This is a genomic window from Nitrospira sp. (assembly GCA_016715825.1).
Taxonomy (GTDB): Bacteria; Nitrospirota; Nitrospiria; order Nitrospirales; family Nitrospiraceae; genus Nitrospira_D.
On the sequence record JADJXO010000010.1, the window covers coordinates 1 to 14,269 of the forward strand.

The window sequence follows — 14,269 nt, forward strand, 5'->3', positions numbered from 1 at the left end:
TATGTTCATAGAGGGCGATTACTCTCTGAGCTTCAGTAATATCTCGCATCTGGAGATGTTCCGCGAGTTGCAAGGATTTGCAAATTTGTTTCACGCACAGGACTGGCTTGTATACATTTCAAGATCAAATGAGAAGTTTACGACCTCAGATAACCTCATCACCGTCGTTCTTCCTAAAAAGACTAGGTTTTACGGGCCCACCTTTATCGAGAGGACACATTATTTTCCTCTAACTCCTGAGATCTTTATCGTGTGTCGTTTTCCAGACAAGAGAAGTGGAAAGAAACTATGGAGGAAAACCCTATTCAGCGGAAATGATTCTGAAATCGTCGGACTAAACCTGATTACCTCGAATCAAGTTATCCAATCCGCATATGCCAAGGAAAGGAAAAGCTTGGAGGATTTGCTGGCGACAGCAATGAGCCCAGAGCGAATACAGACCTCCACAAAAGGCGGTTAGTCAATGGTCATGCCTCACATGAGACTCGCGCACAGAGTCGATCATCCGCAAAGGGCTGTTTCTCCGGTTCAATGGCCAGAAATATGACGCCTCAACGCGCGACAAGATGCTGGCGCTATCGATCGTGCGGCGTCTCAGCGTAACCAAGTGTCCTGACACCATTTTCTCCTACCTGCCGGTTTCAAAAATCCTGCTGGCCGGTGCTTGTCTGTAGAAAGCCGTGTGCTTGAACGAGAGTTTGCGAATTGTCTCTGGATACATTTTATCGTAGCTTAAGACCAGATAATGCTTGTTTGACAACTCTCCGGACGCTGGATATGGTGGCTGACCCATGAATTGCTTCAGGGTAGACCATAGGATCTGTCATTCGTATAGGGGTATGAGCTAACTGTGCTTGGCGAGATTTCGACAGTCTTCGTGAGTCATGCAGCTGATATTCTCGCTGAACAGTTAAGTGGATCGGAAATCATTAAGTTCACAGCGGCCTATGCAGTGGACTACGGTGTGGAACTGCCGCATCCTACCTATCCATTCACAGCTCCGAATAAGAGAACAGCTCTTTTTCAGAATCTAAAGGCTTTTCCACCGCAGAGGCAGTATCAGATTATTCGAGAACTATGTGAGCATGCTACATCTCGCGGAGACTCCCCCAGGATCATAGATCTAAAAATCAAGTTGCTAGCGCAGTATGGGCATCTTGCATCAGAGAATGAAGCGGGAAAATTGGATCCGAGTCTAGTAGTTGAAGTGCGTCATTGGTTAGATGTCTACCCTAAAGTACAAAAGCTCTACAATGAGGCCATCCAAAAGCATGAACATGGCTTGTTCAGAAGAAATAGCTTAGACGACCTTCGTCTTGCACTCGAAAAACTTACACAGAACTTGTTTTGCAACGGCAAATCCCTTGAAAATCAGATTTCCGCAATCGGAGGGTTCATTAAAGCGAACGGCGGATCAAAAGAACTCGCCAACATGTTTGAAAAGCTGGTGGATTATTTCACGAAGTACCAGAACACATACGTGAAACACGATGATGCTGTTCCAGGTGCAGAAATGGAATTTGTCATAGAGATAACTTCCTCCTTTATGAAGCATCTCGTTAGGTTAGGCAGCAAAACCTGATGGATCAGGATCACGCTGTCGTGAGAGAACACGGTCAGGGTCGGATTCTGAATCGTGCCTGAGTCAGGATGAACATTCGATCTCGCCTCACCCTCTTCAGAGGCCAGAACCTCCGGCTTCTTTCCCCTGTACGGTGATCTCGCGTGCATCTCGATTAAGATCTGACGGGCCACTATAATTGGCAGAAGTTTTCAGGTCATGACGCTCCAATCACGGAAGGACGAAGAACTCTTTTATTTGAATCGATTTCGGACAGCCTCAGGCCTTTTGGCACAATCTGAAATCGGACTGCATGAGGTGCCCGACTTCATTGTCCGAACACCATCGAGGATTCTCGGGCTTGAGGTCACTAATTACTACATTCCAGCTCCGACAAATCGCCGGCCTCGTCAGGAGCAAGAATCCCTTAGGTCCCAAGTCTTGAGAAAGCCAAAGAACTGCATCTTGGATTGGTGAGTAGCCCAATCCGTGTCTCAGCTTTCTTTAATGAATTTTCACCGCTTCGCAAGAACATAATTTGTGACATCGCAAGCAGACTCGCGACTCTCGTCTCGAACTATCGACCAGCGCTCTGGGAACAAATCGATGTTCAATGGGAAGACGGACTTTCTACCCTACCTGAACTCGACGCACTAACGATTAGTGGCTATCCAGACAACATGAAGAGCGAATGGGTTGCGCCAGATGGCAACTACCTCCCTAATGCGACCACAGAAGAGATTCAGAGAATAGTTGATCGAAAAACAAACCGGATTCGCTGTTATCCAAAGGAAGTGACCTCGCAATGGCTACTCATCGTTTTAGATGGGTTTGCAATATCCTCGATTGCCAAGATTACTCCTGAACTCATTGCACACCCGTTTAAGGGGAAGTTTGACCGCCTTTTCCTATTTGAGAATTTTGGCTCTCATTGTCACGAACTCCTTTGCACTCAGGAATGAGAGGTCTCACCGGAACCGTGCACGTCCTGAAGACCGAATACCCACGACACGTGATCGTTCAAGCCGCAACCATTCAGATTCTCAACTCCTCAAATCAGCCAGGAGTCTGCGGCTATCTCCTTTTCCATCGTGCCTCTCCTGTCCCGGTCAGCTCCCACGCCAGAAGAACCGCCCCACACGAGACCAACGGATACACCGACTTAACCCACCCACCACCCTCTTTCACACACAGGTGTTGTGCCCCTCACCACACGGGGCCGCAACACATCTTCTGAATCTGTGGCCACGCACGACTGCACGCGTGACACCGTCCTCGGTGGCGCGGTTGCCACGGGCGTGCCACACTCCTTGATGGGCGACGGATGTGCTCTCCGCACGGTCGAGCCGCGTCGCGCGAAACGACGGTGCGCCGAGCTGGCACGGCGTCTCCGGACGCGGTGCCTCAGATACGTGGCTGCCGAAGCATCTCACCTAGCGCAGGCCGGCGGCGCCTCACCTGAAACTCGTCTGACACTCTGCCTTTCTGCGGACCCAGGTAAGTGATCCCTCGTGACGCAGGCCTCCCCTACTTTTTCGGTATGGTCAAAACTTCTGAACCCTCTCATAAGTGCCACGGTGACACATGCTTTCTGCTGCTCCTGACTTAGGCAAAAAGCATGACGGTACAGAGGAAAAGTGGAGGCAGATCATGACACCACCGAGCCTTGATCAATTGATCCAGGATCCCGCAAAAGCGGCGATCTTGCCACCGGAGATCGCGCAGGCACTGTTGATCGGACTCGCGTCGCTTCAGCCATTGCTGGTTCAGCGTGCGCTGATGGGATCATCTGACAAAGTAGGGGAGGAGGATTTGCTCACGATCGATCAAGTCGCGGCAAGGCTGAATCTCAGTCAATATCGCGCCTATGAATTGTGCCGTCAAGGAGAGCTGAAAGCCATTCGACTGGGAAAATCGGTTAGGGTGAAACCGTCCGACTTGCAAGCCTATGTGGCGCAACATGGCAGTTGAACATAGCAGTATACGAATCGTATCCTGTCCTCGTGGCCCGATGAGAACGCAATGAATTGGCGATTCATGAACCGATACAGCATGTGATTCGGTTACTGAGGTCCCACAACCACCGGTGACGTATGGCTTGTGTACGAAAACGGCGTGGCAAATACGTGGTGGATTGGCGCGATGGAGCCGGTGTTCGCCATTGGAAATCTTTCGACAAGAAAGGTGATGCCGACACCTTCCGCGATCACGTCGGCCAGGAAGCCCGTCAACGAGTCACACCGACGATTCCGGTATCTAGTACCATGACAGAGTACGCGGAGCACTGGAAGCGGTTGATCGGCCAGACGGTGAAACCGCGCACGTTGGCCCGGTATAGCGAGATCCTGACGCTGCACGTTCTTCCGAGATTCGGGAAACTGCGGGTTCGGGACCTGAACCGCGGGCAACTCAAGCTTTTCTTGACGGAGAAGTCGTCCTTGGGGCTTCAGAAGCGAACCATTCGCAACATTCAGGCCGTGATACGTGTGATGCTCAACGCTGCGATTGAAGATGGACTGATCGCTGCCAATCCTGCTGCGAACCTGGGACGGGCGCTGAAGCTCACGATCTCAAAGACGACGCGACAAGAAGAGATCAAGGCGATGACCAAGGCCCAGCGGCAACACTTCCTTGCGACGGTCTTGCAGTATGCTCCGCGCTACTATCCTCTCTTCTTCGTGTTGGCCGGAACCGGAGAGCGATTGGGGGAAGCCTTGGCGCTTCAAGATGGTGATCTCGACCTGAACGCCCAAACGATCCGCATTGCCCGTGCCTTTTCAGAGGATGGAACCCTCGACACGCCGAAGAGCGGCCATGGTCGAACCGTGGATCTCTCGCAGGCCCTCACGGCGGTGCTCGCTCGCCATCTCATGACCCTGAAGCAAGATCGGCTCAAACACGGCTGGACAGATCAGACGCCCTGGCTGTTTGTGACGATGAACGGGACTCCGTTAGATCCTGCCAATGTGCGTCGCGCGATGACCAGCGTGCTGAAGCAAGCCAAGCTTCCGCTCCACTTCACACCCCATTGTCTCAGGCACACCTATGCCTCGATCCTGCTTTCCGAGGGTGTCCCAGCCCCTTACGTGCAAGAGCAATTGGGTCACGCGACGATTGAATTAACGGTGAGTACATATGGGAGATGGCTGAAGAAGAAAGCACCCGGTGCATTGGATCGCCTCGACGCCATACCGGCTCAATCAGAGAGGGCGGTAGCTCGTGGTAGCAAAGTGGTAGCAGAAAGGACTTTTGCACAGAATCCACAGACCGGATCGACTCCGCAACTACCTGAAATTCCATGGAAGGTAATGGAGCCGGCGACCCGGATTGAACGGGCGACCTGCGGTTTACGAAACCGCTGCTCTACCAACTGAGCTACGCCGGCACCTTGGCGAGACCTACACGCGACACGATCGACTGTAGAGCGGCATGATAACGGCCACTGCCTGGCCTGTCAATAAACGGAATCCGCATGAAAGACGCGGCTACGGGCCAACAAGCATTGGGCTTGGAGCCGTAGGAGTTGAGCCAGTGGCCGATTCTTCGGATTGCTGTGCGGTCGGTGGCGGCTTTGGATTATTTCCCTTGGCAATCGGATGGATACGAACCATTGCACCACGCCCGACCGGGGGCAGACACAGCGGGTCTTGCTTGTTGCCGGATTGTTGACGAGTTACTCGCGCCACTTCACCACGAGCGTATAAACATAATTCACCGGCAACGACCATCCCATCTCGGTCAAGATCGGCAAGACCCTGCAGCCCTCTCAGCAGTTGATACGTAAACAAACCGTGCTTCCCTTGCTCAGATACGTGGGCCTCTTGCAAATGTTGATTGCCAACCATCCACATCTCCACATCTTTCCGTTGTTCATCGAGCCCCGAGGTCCAATCGGGCGAAGGCATGGTGCTCAGCTCGGCACCTGGGGAGGGATCCAGCGATGCGTCGAACATGAAGATTGCCTGTCGAAGCGGGAGCCGGGAGACCGCTTCCTTTAACCGCGTCAGGGAATAGAGACGCCCCGGCTCGAACGGTGTTCCATCGTAGGGAACCAGTAGAACTTCCCCGTTACGGCTATCCACGACCGCTCGTCCTGAAAAAAACACATACAGCACGGTCTGTGCATCCGCGCGTTTGCGAAGCCAGTGCTCAAACGTCTCGTCCAACGCCTCCTGGACCCCTTGACGATCGAGCACAATACGCATCCTCTCACGGGGAACACCACCAATCGCATGCAGATACTCCGCCATTACTGCTGCATCATGGCTGGCATACTTCATCGGCGGCAGGTGTTCATCGCGAAACGTTCCGATTCCAATCGCGATGATGACAGCCTTCGACTGCCGATCCGACGCCAGCGACGGTGGTATCTCGTCCACATCCGGTAGCGCCGTGACGTCATTACGCGTGGACTGGATCACCAGACTAAATACCTTGGGTGGTGGAATGGAGGCCATCTGACTGGCAGCACGCAAATTCAAGGTCAACTCACCAGGGAGGTCTGTTTTCGGCACCGTGACCTGCTTTGTCACCGAGAGGCGTTTGATTTCCCCTGGTTGGATGGAGCCCAGGAGGACTTCAGGCGGAAATACTTGATCCAATCCTGCCTTCCCATTGACCAGCACCACCACATCTTCGGCTTCTACAGGGCCTTCGTTTTTCACCTCGAGGTGGAGCGTGAGAGCCTCATCCGGCTCAAGCACCCGATTGCGGCTTTCATCTCGTATAATGGCGCGATAACTGAGATGCGCTGGTTCAACGACCTTCGTGATAACAGTCGGCGGTTCCTCCGTCGCTCCCGAACCCGCTGAAGAATCCAGATCGGGTGCCTTCTCAGATCGCGGCACCGGATAAGAAGCCAGCGGAACCCAGCTATCTCGCTGATCCGCATATTCGCGGATCTGGCCTGATTGCGCGAGCTGTTGAGCCAGGCCTTCGGCCACCGAACCAATCGCGTCTTCAACAATGGCTTCCAATCCCGTGACTTCACACGATTGATCAGGCACGACGACCGTCCCGTGGCCTGTATCTTCAAGCTTTTTACTGAAGAGCATGGTGCCATCTCGAGCTAAAAACACCATTTCAAGCCCTATCGTCGCACTGGCTGGATACTCTCCGGACCGTTGTTCTGGAATGATGACTTCCACTCGCCTTACGCTCAGCCCGACTTCGACGACACCGTCAGACCCCAGAACATCTTCCGCTCCATTCGCTGTGGTCACACCGCTGAACACTCGAGTGAGCTTATTCGGAACAGACGCACGAAGAAGGTCAGCCATAGGCATGGCCACGCTCTCCTGACAGGCATTCTGATAGGAAACATCCGCCGTCATACCGCTTGGGGAAAACCATATGGCAGGCGTCAGCGGGATGGGTTTTGTGTCGATGGGCGGCTTCTCTTGCGTCAGCATGGAACAGCCGGTCGCCGACAGAGCTACCAGCATAATGGCACAACCTCTCTGAAGAGATAGCCCCTGCGAACACTTCCTACGTTGTCCTGTGTGTTGTTGAGTCACGTTGTGGTTATACCCAATTCCTCAAGACGTCACAACCGGTCAAGGCACATTGACAGCCTCTTTTCCTCTCCGATATGGTCGAGCCATGTCGGCTCCGGAAAATTTCTCGTCTCCCGCCGCGCCAGGTATTCCCTGGTCTGCGCTTGCACGACTGATTCGCCTACAGAATCAAACCGGCACCTACTTATTGCTCCTGCCTACCTTGTGGGCCCTTGTCCTCGCAACGCGTGGATTCCCACCCCTGTTTCTCCTGGCTATTTTTCTTGGTGGATCGTTTTTGATGAGGAGCGCAGGCGTGATCTTGAACGATCTTGCAGATCAAGGCTTCGATTGGCAAGTCACTCGCACTCGAGCCCGGCCGTTGGCATCAGGTGAACTGACCAGTCGCCATGCCGTCGTCCTATTGATCCTATTGTTGCTGTTGGCGGCGGGTCTGTTGATTTTGCTCCCACCTCTCGTTGCATGGCTTTCCCCAGTCGCAGTGTTTCTTGCAGCTCTCTATCCCTACTGCAAGCGCTGGGTCCATATCCCACAGGCCATGCTGGGCATCGCCTTCGGCTGGGGAACCGTCATGGCCTGGGCAGCGGTGCAAGGGCGGCTGGAGGCACCAGTTTGGTGTCTCTTCGGAGCGACCGCCGCCTGGGCCGTCGCGTACGATACGATCTATGCCATTCAGGATCTGGAGGATGATCGCCGCATCGGAGTGAAATCAGCCGCACTCTACTTCGGGACTTCGATTCACCTAGGAGTGGGCTTGGCATTCAGCGTCATGGTAGCCCTCTTGACCGTGGCAGGATGGCTGGCCCAGCTAGGATGGCCGTACTACGCAACGCTCCTTGGGGTAGTCATATTCTTCTACGTTCAGGTTCGTCAACTACAGAAGGCCATAACGCCAGTGCATGCCTTTGAGATGTTTCAGGCGCATATCTGGGTCGGCGTCACGCTCCTTGTCGGACTCCTTGGCGGCGTGCTGTTTTAAGGAGTCTCTACCGGCTTTTCTTCCTCTGGCTCGGATTTCTTGGCGCGCAACGTATCAACATACATCGTCACGGCTTTTGCGTCTGCATCATTCAAACCCAGCGCCGGCATGCGTGTCGCTGAATCCATGGCCTGCGGGTTCTTCAGCCACCGATAGACCCAGGTGGCGTTCAGCCGAAATCCCGCACGATCGAGAGCCGGGCCGATCTTCCCGCCCTCACCCTCAAGATTATGGCAACCATTGCATCCATATTTATCTTCATACAATCGTTTCCCGCGAACAATCAATCCAGCAGCTTCTGCTGGTTTAACCGTTAAGTCCGGTCTTGGAACACTGACGCCCCTGCCAGGCCTGGTCGAAAAGTTATTCACGGCAACCTGCGCTGCATCGAGCTCTTTCTTAGCTACCGCCATGGCCTCCTGCTCGACCGCATAGGCGGATTCATCCACATCGACATCCTTGTTCAGCTCTTCGCTCTTCCGCTCCGCTTCGTCACTCGCTTTTTTCTCTGCCTCCTCGTAGGCCTGCTTAGCCGTGCCAAACTTCGCTTCGGCAGCCTTCAACCCTTCCTCGAGCGAGGTCTTTCGTGCTTCAACATTGAATTCCATCTTCATGCCATGAAGCGTACGCACATGCCCAACGATCGCCCATATTTCATCCTCAGAGAGCGTGTATTTGAACGTCGGCATAGTCGGAACAGCGAAGTCGTCGTCTCCGATTTCATCGCCACCATCTTCGTTTGTATCCAGCATATCCCGTGAAATGGTGTCGAAGATTTCTTGATCCGTGAACGTCCCCATTTCAGATTTATTGGACAAATCTTTCGGTTTGGGATCAGGCATGAATGACCAATTAAACCCTTCGTTCTGCTTGCCGCTTTGGCCGTGACAATCGCTGCAGTAGTGGGTATACAGCTCGTGACCCCGCTTTTCTTGCTCGGTCGCGCAGCCGCCGGCAATCAAGATTCCCCCGCCCAACACACCTACTGCCAATCCAATGACACTCAGCCTTGCCGCCTTCATGCTCACTGCCCTTTCTTCAGTTTTCGGATCAGGACAAATTGAAATCCCAGGGCCAAGGCCGCGGCCACGGCTGCGTACATATAGCTGGAATAGTCCGGTGGCGCGTCGGCTCGAAAATACCACCAAGAGGAGACGGCCTTCTGCGAACCTTTTTCAACCAGTTCTCCAACCGCGTCTTTTCGGCCATCCCAAACCGCGAAGGCAATGCTGATGAATTCCCCCGGCGTAATCTGCACATCTTCCTCGGGATGGTCGGTCGAAAGAGGGCGAGAGAAGACAATTTTCCATGTCCCATTCGAGTACGCAGCTGTTGCCTTCACATCCTGATGAGTCTGCGGCTTCAATGTCCCGAAGCCCTTCGCACTCATATCAACAGCCTTGTCGTCCTTATGTCTCCAAAACCAAATATTGACCGGTCCCCCCTCGACCTGGAGCATTGGTTGCCCGTGGGCGAAGTGGGCCTTTTTGTCTCCGACCATAAATTCCAATGCAGCTCCGTCATCAGGATCCTCAGTCGGATCACTATACTCTAAGAGAAACGCCACCTGTTGATCATCGTGCAACGCACGCACGATCACATCCTTAACGGTTACTTCCTGTATGCGGTCCGGCCAGTGGACTTGTGGCGACATGGGAAACGTCGCCGCGATCGCGCTCGTCCAGACTGCAGCATTCGGATCGTCAACAGGTAACCCACCCGTGACAATCGCTGCCCTCACCGAAACGCTTTCCTGTGCAAAACTGAGGGAGCCTGCCCCCATAGCCAGAGCCGCGATCGTTGCCAACCCACCCCACAGAACACGTTTTACCGCGTGATTCGCCGGTTTCATACTGTCCTCATTCTCCGTATGCAACTAGGCCCGTATACCTGGATGACCGTGCTCCTACTCCCAGGTCCGTGGGGATTGATGCGCCCCATCGTATTCACCCATGATGATTTTCCAAATCCATTCATCAGGCAATTCCAACTCCCACCGCGGCATGGCGGACTTCCATGGCGCCCCTTCGATCGGCAGGCCGACCCCACCCTTCTTGATACGCCAGAACAAATAGCTCTCTTGCAGCATCGCGATCGTCGTCGGATCGGCAAAATTGGCGGGGGGAGGATTGTATCCTCGTGCAGCAGGCCCTTTGCCATCAAAATTTCCACCGTGGCAAGGGGAACAAAAGGCAGCATAAAACCCCTTCCCCTGCATAATATTCTCCGGAGTCTTGGGGACGGGGTTTGACAACCCCGTATACTCTCCCGGCGGTGCGGGATGGATTGTTCGACTCTCCGCCGGCGGAGCATCGCTCGTGGCCGTGCTGCCATAGGTTTGCCAGCCCACTAGGAGAGGAAACAAAACAAGGATTCCATAGCGAAGTGCCTGCAACCCTCCGATATTTTCTCCGGTCAGGAACCGCTGCATCGGTCCCCAAAAGGCTTCTTTCGATTCTCCACTCAAGGTTTCAAAGATCACGATACCGGATGCAGTCAGCAGGAGGTAGAGGAATATCAGGCTGGAGGGTAGTGGCGCTGAACCTGGGATATAGGGCAGCACAAACTTCAGGAACACATACATGGCTACCATGAGTATGATTGGCTTACCTAACACGCCCATACGTTCCTCCCTAGTGCGCTTGTGCCATAGCCAATGGAGCAGATTCGGCCGCTGTTGCCGGAGCGGTCGATGCCTGGCCCGGCACTTCGAGTTCCGACGTGGTAACCGAAATCGGCTCACCGCTCATTTGCTGAAGAAAAGCAATAACCGCCAAGACTTCACTCTTTGAAAGCCCGATCGGATCCCTATCAATGGCAGGCATCGTCGCTGGGTATTCCTTCGGCACACCTCCGTGGCGGTAGTCCTGATACACGAACGCCTGAGGATCGGTCAGGCTTTCATAGAGAAAATCCTTGCTGAGTTTGGCGCCGATTCCCTTTAAATCCGGACAACGGGCGGATTCGCTTGGACCGATGGAATGGCACAATGCACATTGTCCCTTGCTGAAGAAGACCGTTTGCCCAATGGCAGCGATATCCGTTGGGGTCTTGATACTCGCAATGTCGATCTTTTCCTCTGCCGGAGGAAGTGACGCCAATTGCGGTACGGCGAGGGACATGAGCGCGAACAGCCCCAATACGATGGCAACAAACCCCGTGACCCGGATAAACACCGCTTTGATGAAAAGCAGGATCAGAATCCCGATCCCGACGATAGACAATGCGATTAATTGTAGTTGTGCGACTTCACTCATAGCTCTCCAACTCGTAAGTGTGGCGTTCTCTATCTGGCTGATGCATGACGCTCACCTATTACTACTGCTTACTACTGCCGCTCTTCTGGAGCTCCTCCGGCCATCGCCGGAATGCCGTGCGGCAGGTCTCCTTTTCCCGCTCCTGAAGCGGTTTTGTACTTATCACCCATGGTCGCAACCCAGAAGATAAATGCGACGAGGATACAGAAGAAAAACGTACAGAATGCCATAATCAGCGAGGCGCTGCCGAGAGCCGGCGAATAGGCATACGGCGACGTATCCCGCATGACGCCATACACATGCCAATGGACGCGAGACGATGATCGCGCATACCCCATAAGCGTCATGAGCAAGATAACCATAACCGCATTGAGGACCAACGCATACCCGGCGCGTGGAGGCATGCTGCCCCAAACCATCTCCGTTGTCGTCTTGGCACTCTTGAGCAACAGCGCTGTCAACGGCGTGATCGTGAGAATGACGAATCCGACGATCGCCACCTGAGAGGTAGAAAAATAATTAATGCGAACGATCGCCGGGACAAAATACCCCCACACCCCAAGAACAATGACAGCCAGGCTCGCCACCACTAACACGGCACCCATCACTGCTTTTCCAAATTTTGCCCACCCCGCTGTATCCTGTTTCCCAGCCCGCCAATACATCACGAAGCTCATGAAGGTAATAAGAATCATGAGGTTCGAGACCGTCATTTTGGCCGACATCACACCGAGGACTCCAAGTAATGGATGGTGAGCACCTCCCATTTTTTGAGCCTCTTCGATGCTGGCCACAAGTGAGTGTGGGGTCATCCACACGGCGAGGCACAGCAACAGGCTGACTAACATCATCAACATGGCTCGACGATACTTCGCTTCAGATCCTGGAATGCGATAGGTAATCCCAAGCCAGAAATAATAGTTCGATCCAAGGAACAAAACCCCGATGAGCATGGCCTGGATAATGAAGAGCCAAGAGAGAAATCCTCCCATCAGCGTAATGCCCATCTGCTGGTTGTATTGATAGATTTCCCGCATAAGCCAATACCCGGCAAACGGCAGGGCCAAGAGACCGAAGACCCCGATGAAGTTCCCGACATATCCCATCCAATCATAATGCTCTCGATCTTCCTTGCTCTTGACTGATAGGTACCGAACGCCTGCATAGGCGCCACAGATGTATCCGCCAAGCACAACGTTGGCGATGAGTCGATGGATGTTGATGGGCCACCACGTCGGATTCCAGGTTGCGGCCCAGGCCCGCTCAAAGGCAGTCCCTTCCGAAAGGACAACCGGGCTAGATTGGAAGGTGGCCCAGGCGTTGGGTACAATCATAATGAACAAGGCAAAGAAATTCAGGAGAAACCCGAGGAAGATATGCAAGGTTTTCTTCTTGCCATCCTGCATGGCATCCCACCCATACCAATAGAGATAGAGGGTCGCCGTTTCGAACAAAAATAGCAGGCAGTACAGTAAAAAAGACGGAAAGAAAACATCTGTCAGATAATTCATCAGCTTGGGATAGAAGGCCACCAACAAAAACAAGAGAATACCGCCGAACAAGGCGGTCGTGGCATAGGCTGATGTTAGGAGCTTGGTAAACTCCTTGGCAAGCTTGTCGTAGCGTTTTTCCCCTCCCCGCCAAGCAATGACTTCACAGAGCCACGCGAAGATCGGCACCCCTAAGACGAAACCGGCAAGCAAGAGATGTAATTGCGCGACGATCCAGACAAGATTCCGACTGCCGATATAGGGAATATCACGATATTCCGTTGGACCTGTTGCCGTACCTTCTGCGGCGAGGCCGATCGAAGGGAGAGCCAACCAGGCCGCCGTCAACAAGAGACCTGCAAACCATCCGCCGTGGTTTTTGACGGTTCGGAGAGCTGGTTGAATCGTTTGGGTCTCTTGTCGTATGGCACTCACCACATCACCTCGTAAGTTACGGTTTCGCCTTGGCAGGGGAATCCTCGGTTGTTTTGCCGCTGGTCTTCCCCTTGCTCTTTGCTTTTTGGTTCTTCTTGTCAGAGTTTTGCTGTTCCAGCGCATCAATTTGCGCCGTGAGGGACACAACACGTTGTGCGGTGCTATTCAATGATTGATTGGGCTTGAATACTTGTTCGACCTCTACATCCGGCTTCTTACAGCACTCGTGGGGATGAGGAGTCGTTACCGGAAGAATGGCCCAAAACATCAACGAACACACGACACCTACGCCCGCCAATGATGTTAAGAGCAGCCCTTGGTCGGCCGGCACCCGCATCAGGTCCCAGCGAGTGATGAGCCCCTGATAATTTTCAGAAGCCGTCCTGGACTCTTCTGCCATCCGCCGAATGATTTGGCCAAGAATTGATACTCCGATCAAGGAGAGCGCGGCCAAGACAGCCGAAGAGATTGATCCCCAGATCGTCAACTCCAGACCGATTCGTTCCGCCACGGGCAACCCGGTGTCCGTCAGATGCCGGAAAGCTTCCATCTCAGCCATGGAGTGAGATGCCGTGATGGCATTGTCCGTCACGAAACTCACGATCCACCAGAGGAGAGGGACAAAGAAGGCTCCAATAAGCGCCGATCTCCACCAAATGGCCAGCCCAAGTCCGTCAGGAGGTTCTTTTCGAAGTCGCTCCAGAAAGAACGTACGGGCAACTACCCCAAGCGCCCAAATATCCACGGGTATAGAGAGCCAGAATAGAAACTCAAGGCCAATTCCTTCACCAAAATGTGTTCCAAACAACGCCATGATGATCGGAATCGCAAAGACCGTGACGGGACTGATAAAGAGCATGATGACGGCGAGCCCGAATCGTCCCTCAAAATGCACCAACCCCATCGTTAAGAGAAGGACGGCGAAAGCCGATTTCACAACCATGGCAGTCCAGCAGGCAGGCCACAAGATACCGAACCCTATCTTGGTGGGTGACATCGATTCGCGTTCTTCAGCCATAGCTAAGAGATAC

At 53.5% G+C, this 14,269-nt stretch carries 12 protein-coding genes, 1 tRNA gene and 2 pseudogenes; 7 read left to right on the plus strand and 8 right to left on the minus strand.

What is annotated here, in order from left to right:
* The 6 genes and pseudogenes from IPM58_15555 to IPM58_15580 all read left to right on the plus strand — a co-directional run.
* On the plus strand, positions 1 to 460 hold a 460-nt coding region (locus IPM58_15555), incomplete at its 5' end, for a DUF4238 domain-containing protein (protein ID MBK9308458.1).
* A gap of 402 nt (positions 461 to 862) precedes the next feature.
* The gene (locus tag IPM58_15560) at positions 863 to 1,582 is read left to right on the plus strand and encodes a hypothetical protein (protein ID MBK9308459.1); all 720 of its coding nucleotides are present in this window, start codon (positions 863 to 865) and stop codon (positions 1,580 to 1,582) included.
* Positions 1,583 to 2,034: 452 nt separating this feature from the next.
* Complete coding sequence (locus tag IPM58_15565; protein MBK9308460.1) at positions 2,035 to 2,523, plus strand: hypothetical protein; 489 nt, start codon at positions 2,035 to 2,037, stop codon at positions 2,521 to 2,523.
* 688 nt (positions 2,524 to 3,211) lie between these two features.
* Positions 3,212 to 3,532 carry a helix-turn-helix domain-containing protein gene (locus tag IPM58_15570; GenBank protein MBK9308461.1) on the plus strand — a complete coding sequence of 107 codons (321 nt, stop codon included), beginning with the start codon at positions 3,212 to 3,214 and terminating at the stop codon, positions 3,530 to 3,532.
* A gap of 122 nt (positions 3,533 to 3,654) precedes the next feature.
* Positions 3,655 to 3,993: pseudogene (locus IPM58_15575) on the plus strand (hypothetical protein).
* A 57-nt stretch (positions 3,994 to 4,050) separates the two neighbouring features.
* Positions 4,051 to 4,701: pseudogene (locus tag IPM58_15580) on the plus strand (site-specific integrase).
* A 169-nt stretch (positions 4,702 to 4,870) separates the two neighbouring features.
* Here the strand turns inward: IPM58_15580 and IPM58_15585 are convergent.
* Together IPM58_15585 and IPM58_15590 are read right to left on the minus strand one after the other, a co-directional pair.
* Positions 4,871 to 4,946 (minus strand) — tRNA-Thr (locus tag IPM58_15585).
* 100 nt (positions 4,947 to 5,046) lie between these two features.
* Positions 5,047 to 7,005, minus strand: a complete 1,959-nt coding sequence (locus IPM58_15590) for a hypothetical protein (protein MBK9308462.1) — start codon at positions 7,003 to 7,005, stop codon at positions 5,047 to 5,049.
* 157 nt (positions 7,006 to 7,162) lie between these two features.
* Between IPM58_15590 and IPM58_15595 the strand changes: the two genes are divergently transcribed.
* Positions 7,163 to 8,056 (plus strand): 4-hydroxybenzoate octaprenyltransferase, encoded by an 894-nt coding sequence (locus tag IPM58_15595; protein ID MBK9308463.1) that lies wholly within the window; start codon positions 7,163 to 7,165, stop codon positions 8,054 to 8,056.
* Here the strand turns inward: IPM58_15595 and IPM58_15600 are convergent.
* From IPM58_15600 to IPM58_15625, 6 genes are all read right to left on the minus strand, one after another.
* The gene (locus IPM58_15600; protein MBK9308464.1) at positions 8,053 to 9,078 is read right to left on the minus strand and encodes a c-type cytochrome; all 1,026 of its coding nucleotides are present in this window, start codon (positions 9,076 to 9,078) and stop codon (positions 8,053 to 8,055) included. The genes IPM58_15595 and IPM58_15600 overlap by 4 nt on opposite strands.
* A 2-nt stretch (positions 9,079 to 9,080) precedes the next feature.
* Positions 9,081 to 9,908: a hypothetical protein gene (locus IPM58_15605; GenBank protein ID MBK9308465.1), complete on the minus strand. Its 828-nt coding sequence runs from the start codon at positions 9,906 to 9,908 to the stop codon at positions 9,081 to 9,083.
* 54 nt (positions 9,909 to 9,962) lie between these two features.
* A complete protein-coding gene (locus IPM58_15610) occupies positions 9,963 to 10,679 on the minus strand; it encodes a cytochrome c (GenBank protein MBK9308466.1) in 717 nt (238 codons plus the stop codon).
* 10 nt (positions 10,680 to 10,689) lie between these two features.
* Positions 10,690 to 11,313, minus strand: a complete 624-nt coding sequence (locus IPM58_15615; protein ID MBK9308467.1) for a cytochrome c — start codon at positions 11,311 to 11,313, stop codon at positions 10,690 to 10,692.
* A 71-nt stretch (positions 11,314 to 11,384) separates the two neighbouring features.
* Positions 11,385 to 13,238: a cytochrome ubiquinol oxidase subunit I gene (locus IPM58_15620; GenBank protein MBK9308468.1), complete on the minus strand. Its 1,854-nt coding sequence runs from the start codon at positions 13,236 to 13,238 to the stop codon at positions 11,385 to 11,387.
* 16 nt (positions 13,239 to 13,254) lie between these two features.
* Positions 13,255 to 14,235: a hypothetical protein gene (locus tag IPM58_15625; GenBank protein MBK9308469.1), complete on the minus strand. Its 981-nt coding sequence runs from the start codon at positions 14,233 to 14,235 to the stop codon at positions 13,255 to 13,257.
* Between the last annotated feature and the right edge of the window lie 34 nt (positions 14,236 to 14,269).

What these genes read in the sequence shown, in the direction of transcription:
- IPM58_15570 (MBK9308461.1), top strand. Translation starts at nt 3,212, where the DNA reads ATGACACCACCGAGCCTTGATCAATTGATCCAGGATCCCGCAAAAGCG.
- IPM58_15590 (MBK9308462.1), bottom strand. Translation starts at nt 7,005, where the DNA reads ATGCTGGTAGCTCTGTCGGCGACCGGCTGTTCCATGCTGACGCAAGAG.
- IPM58_15595 (MBK9308463.1), top strand. Translation starts at nt 7,163, where the DNA reads ATGTCGGCTCCGGAAAATTTCTCGTCTCCCGCCGCGCCAGGTATTCCC.
- IPM58_15600 (MBK9308464.1), bottom strand. Translation starts at nt 9,078, where the DNA reads ATGAAGGCGGCAAGGCTGAGTGTCATTGGATTGGCAGTAGGTGTGTTG.
- IPM58_15605 (MBK9308465.1), bottom strand. Translation starts at nt 9,908, where the DNA reads ATGAAACCGGCGAATCACGCGGTAAAACGTGTTCTGTGGGGTGGGTTG.
- IPM58_15610 (MBK9308466.1), bottom strand. Translation starts at nt 10,679, where the DNA reads ATGGGCGTGTTAGGTAAGCCAATCATACTCATGGTAGCCATGTATGTG.
- IPM58_15615 (MBK9308467.1), bottom strand. Translation starts at nt 11,313, where the DNA reads ATGAGTGAAGTCGCACAACTACAATTAATCGCATTGTCTATCGTCGGG.
- IPM58_15625 (MBK9308469.1), bottom strand. Translation starts at nt 14,235, where the DNA reads ATGTCACCCACCAAGATAGGGTTCGGTATCTTGTGGCCTGCCTGCTGG.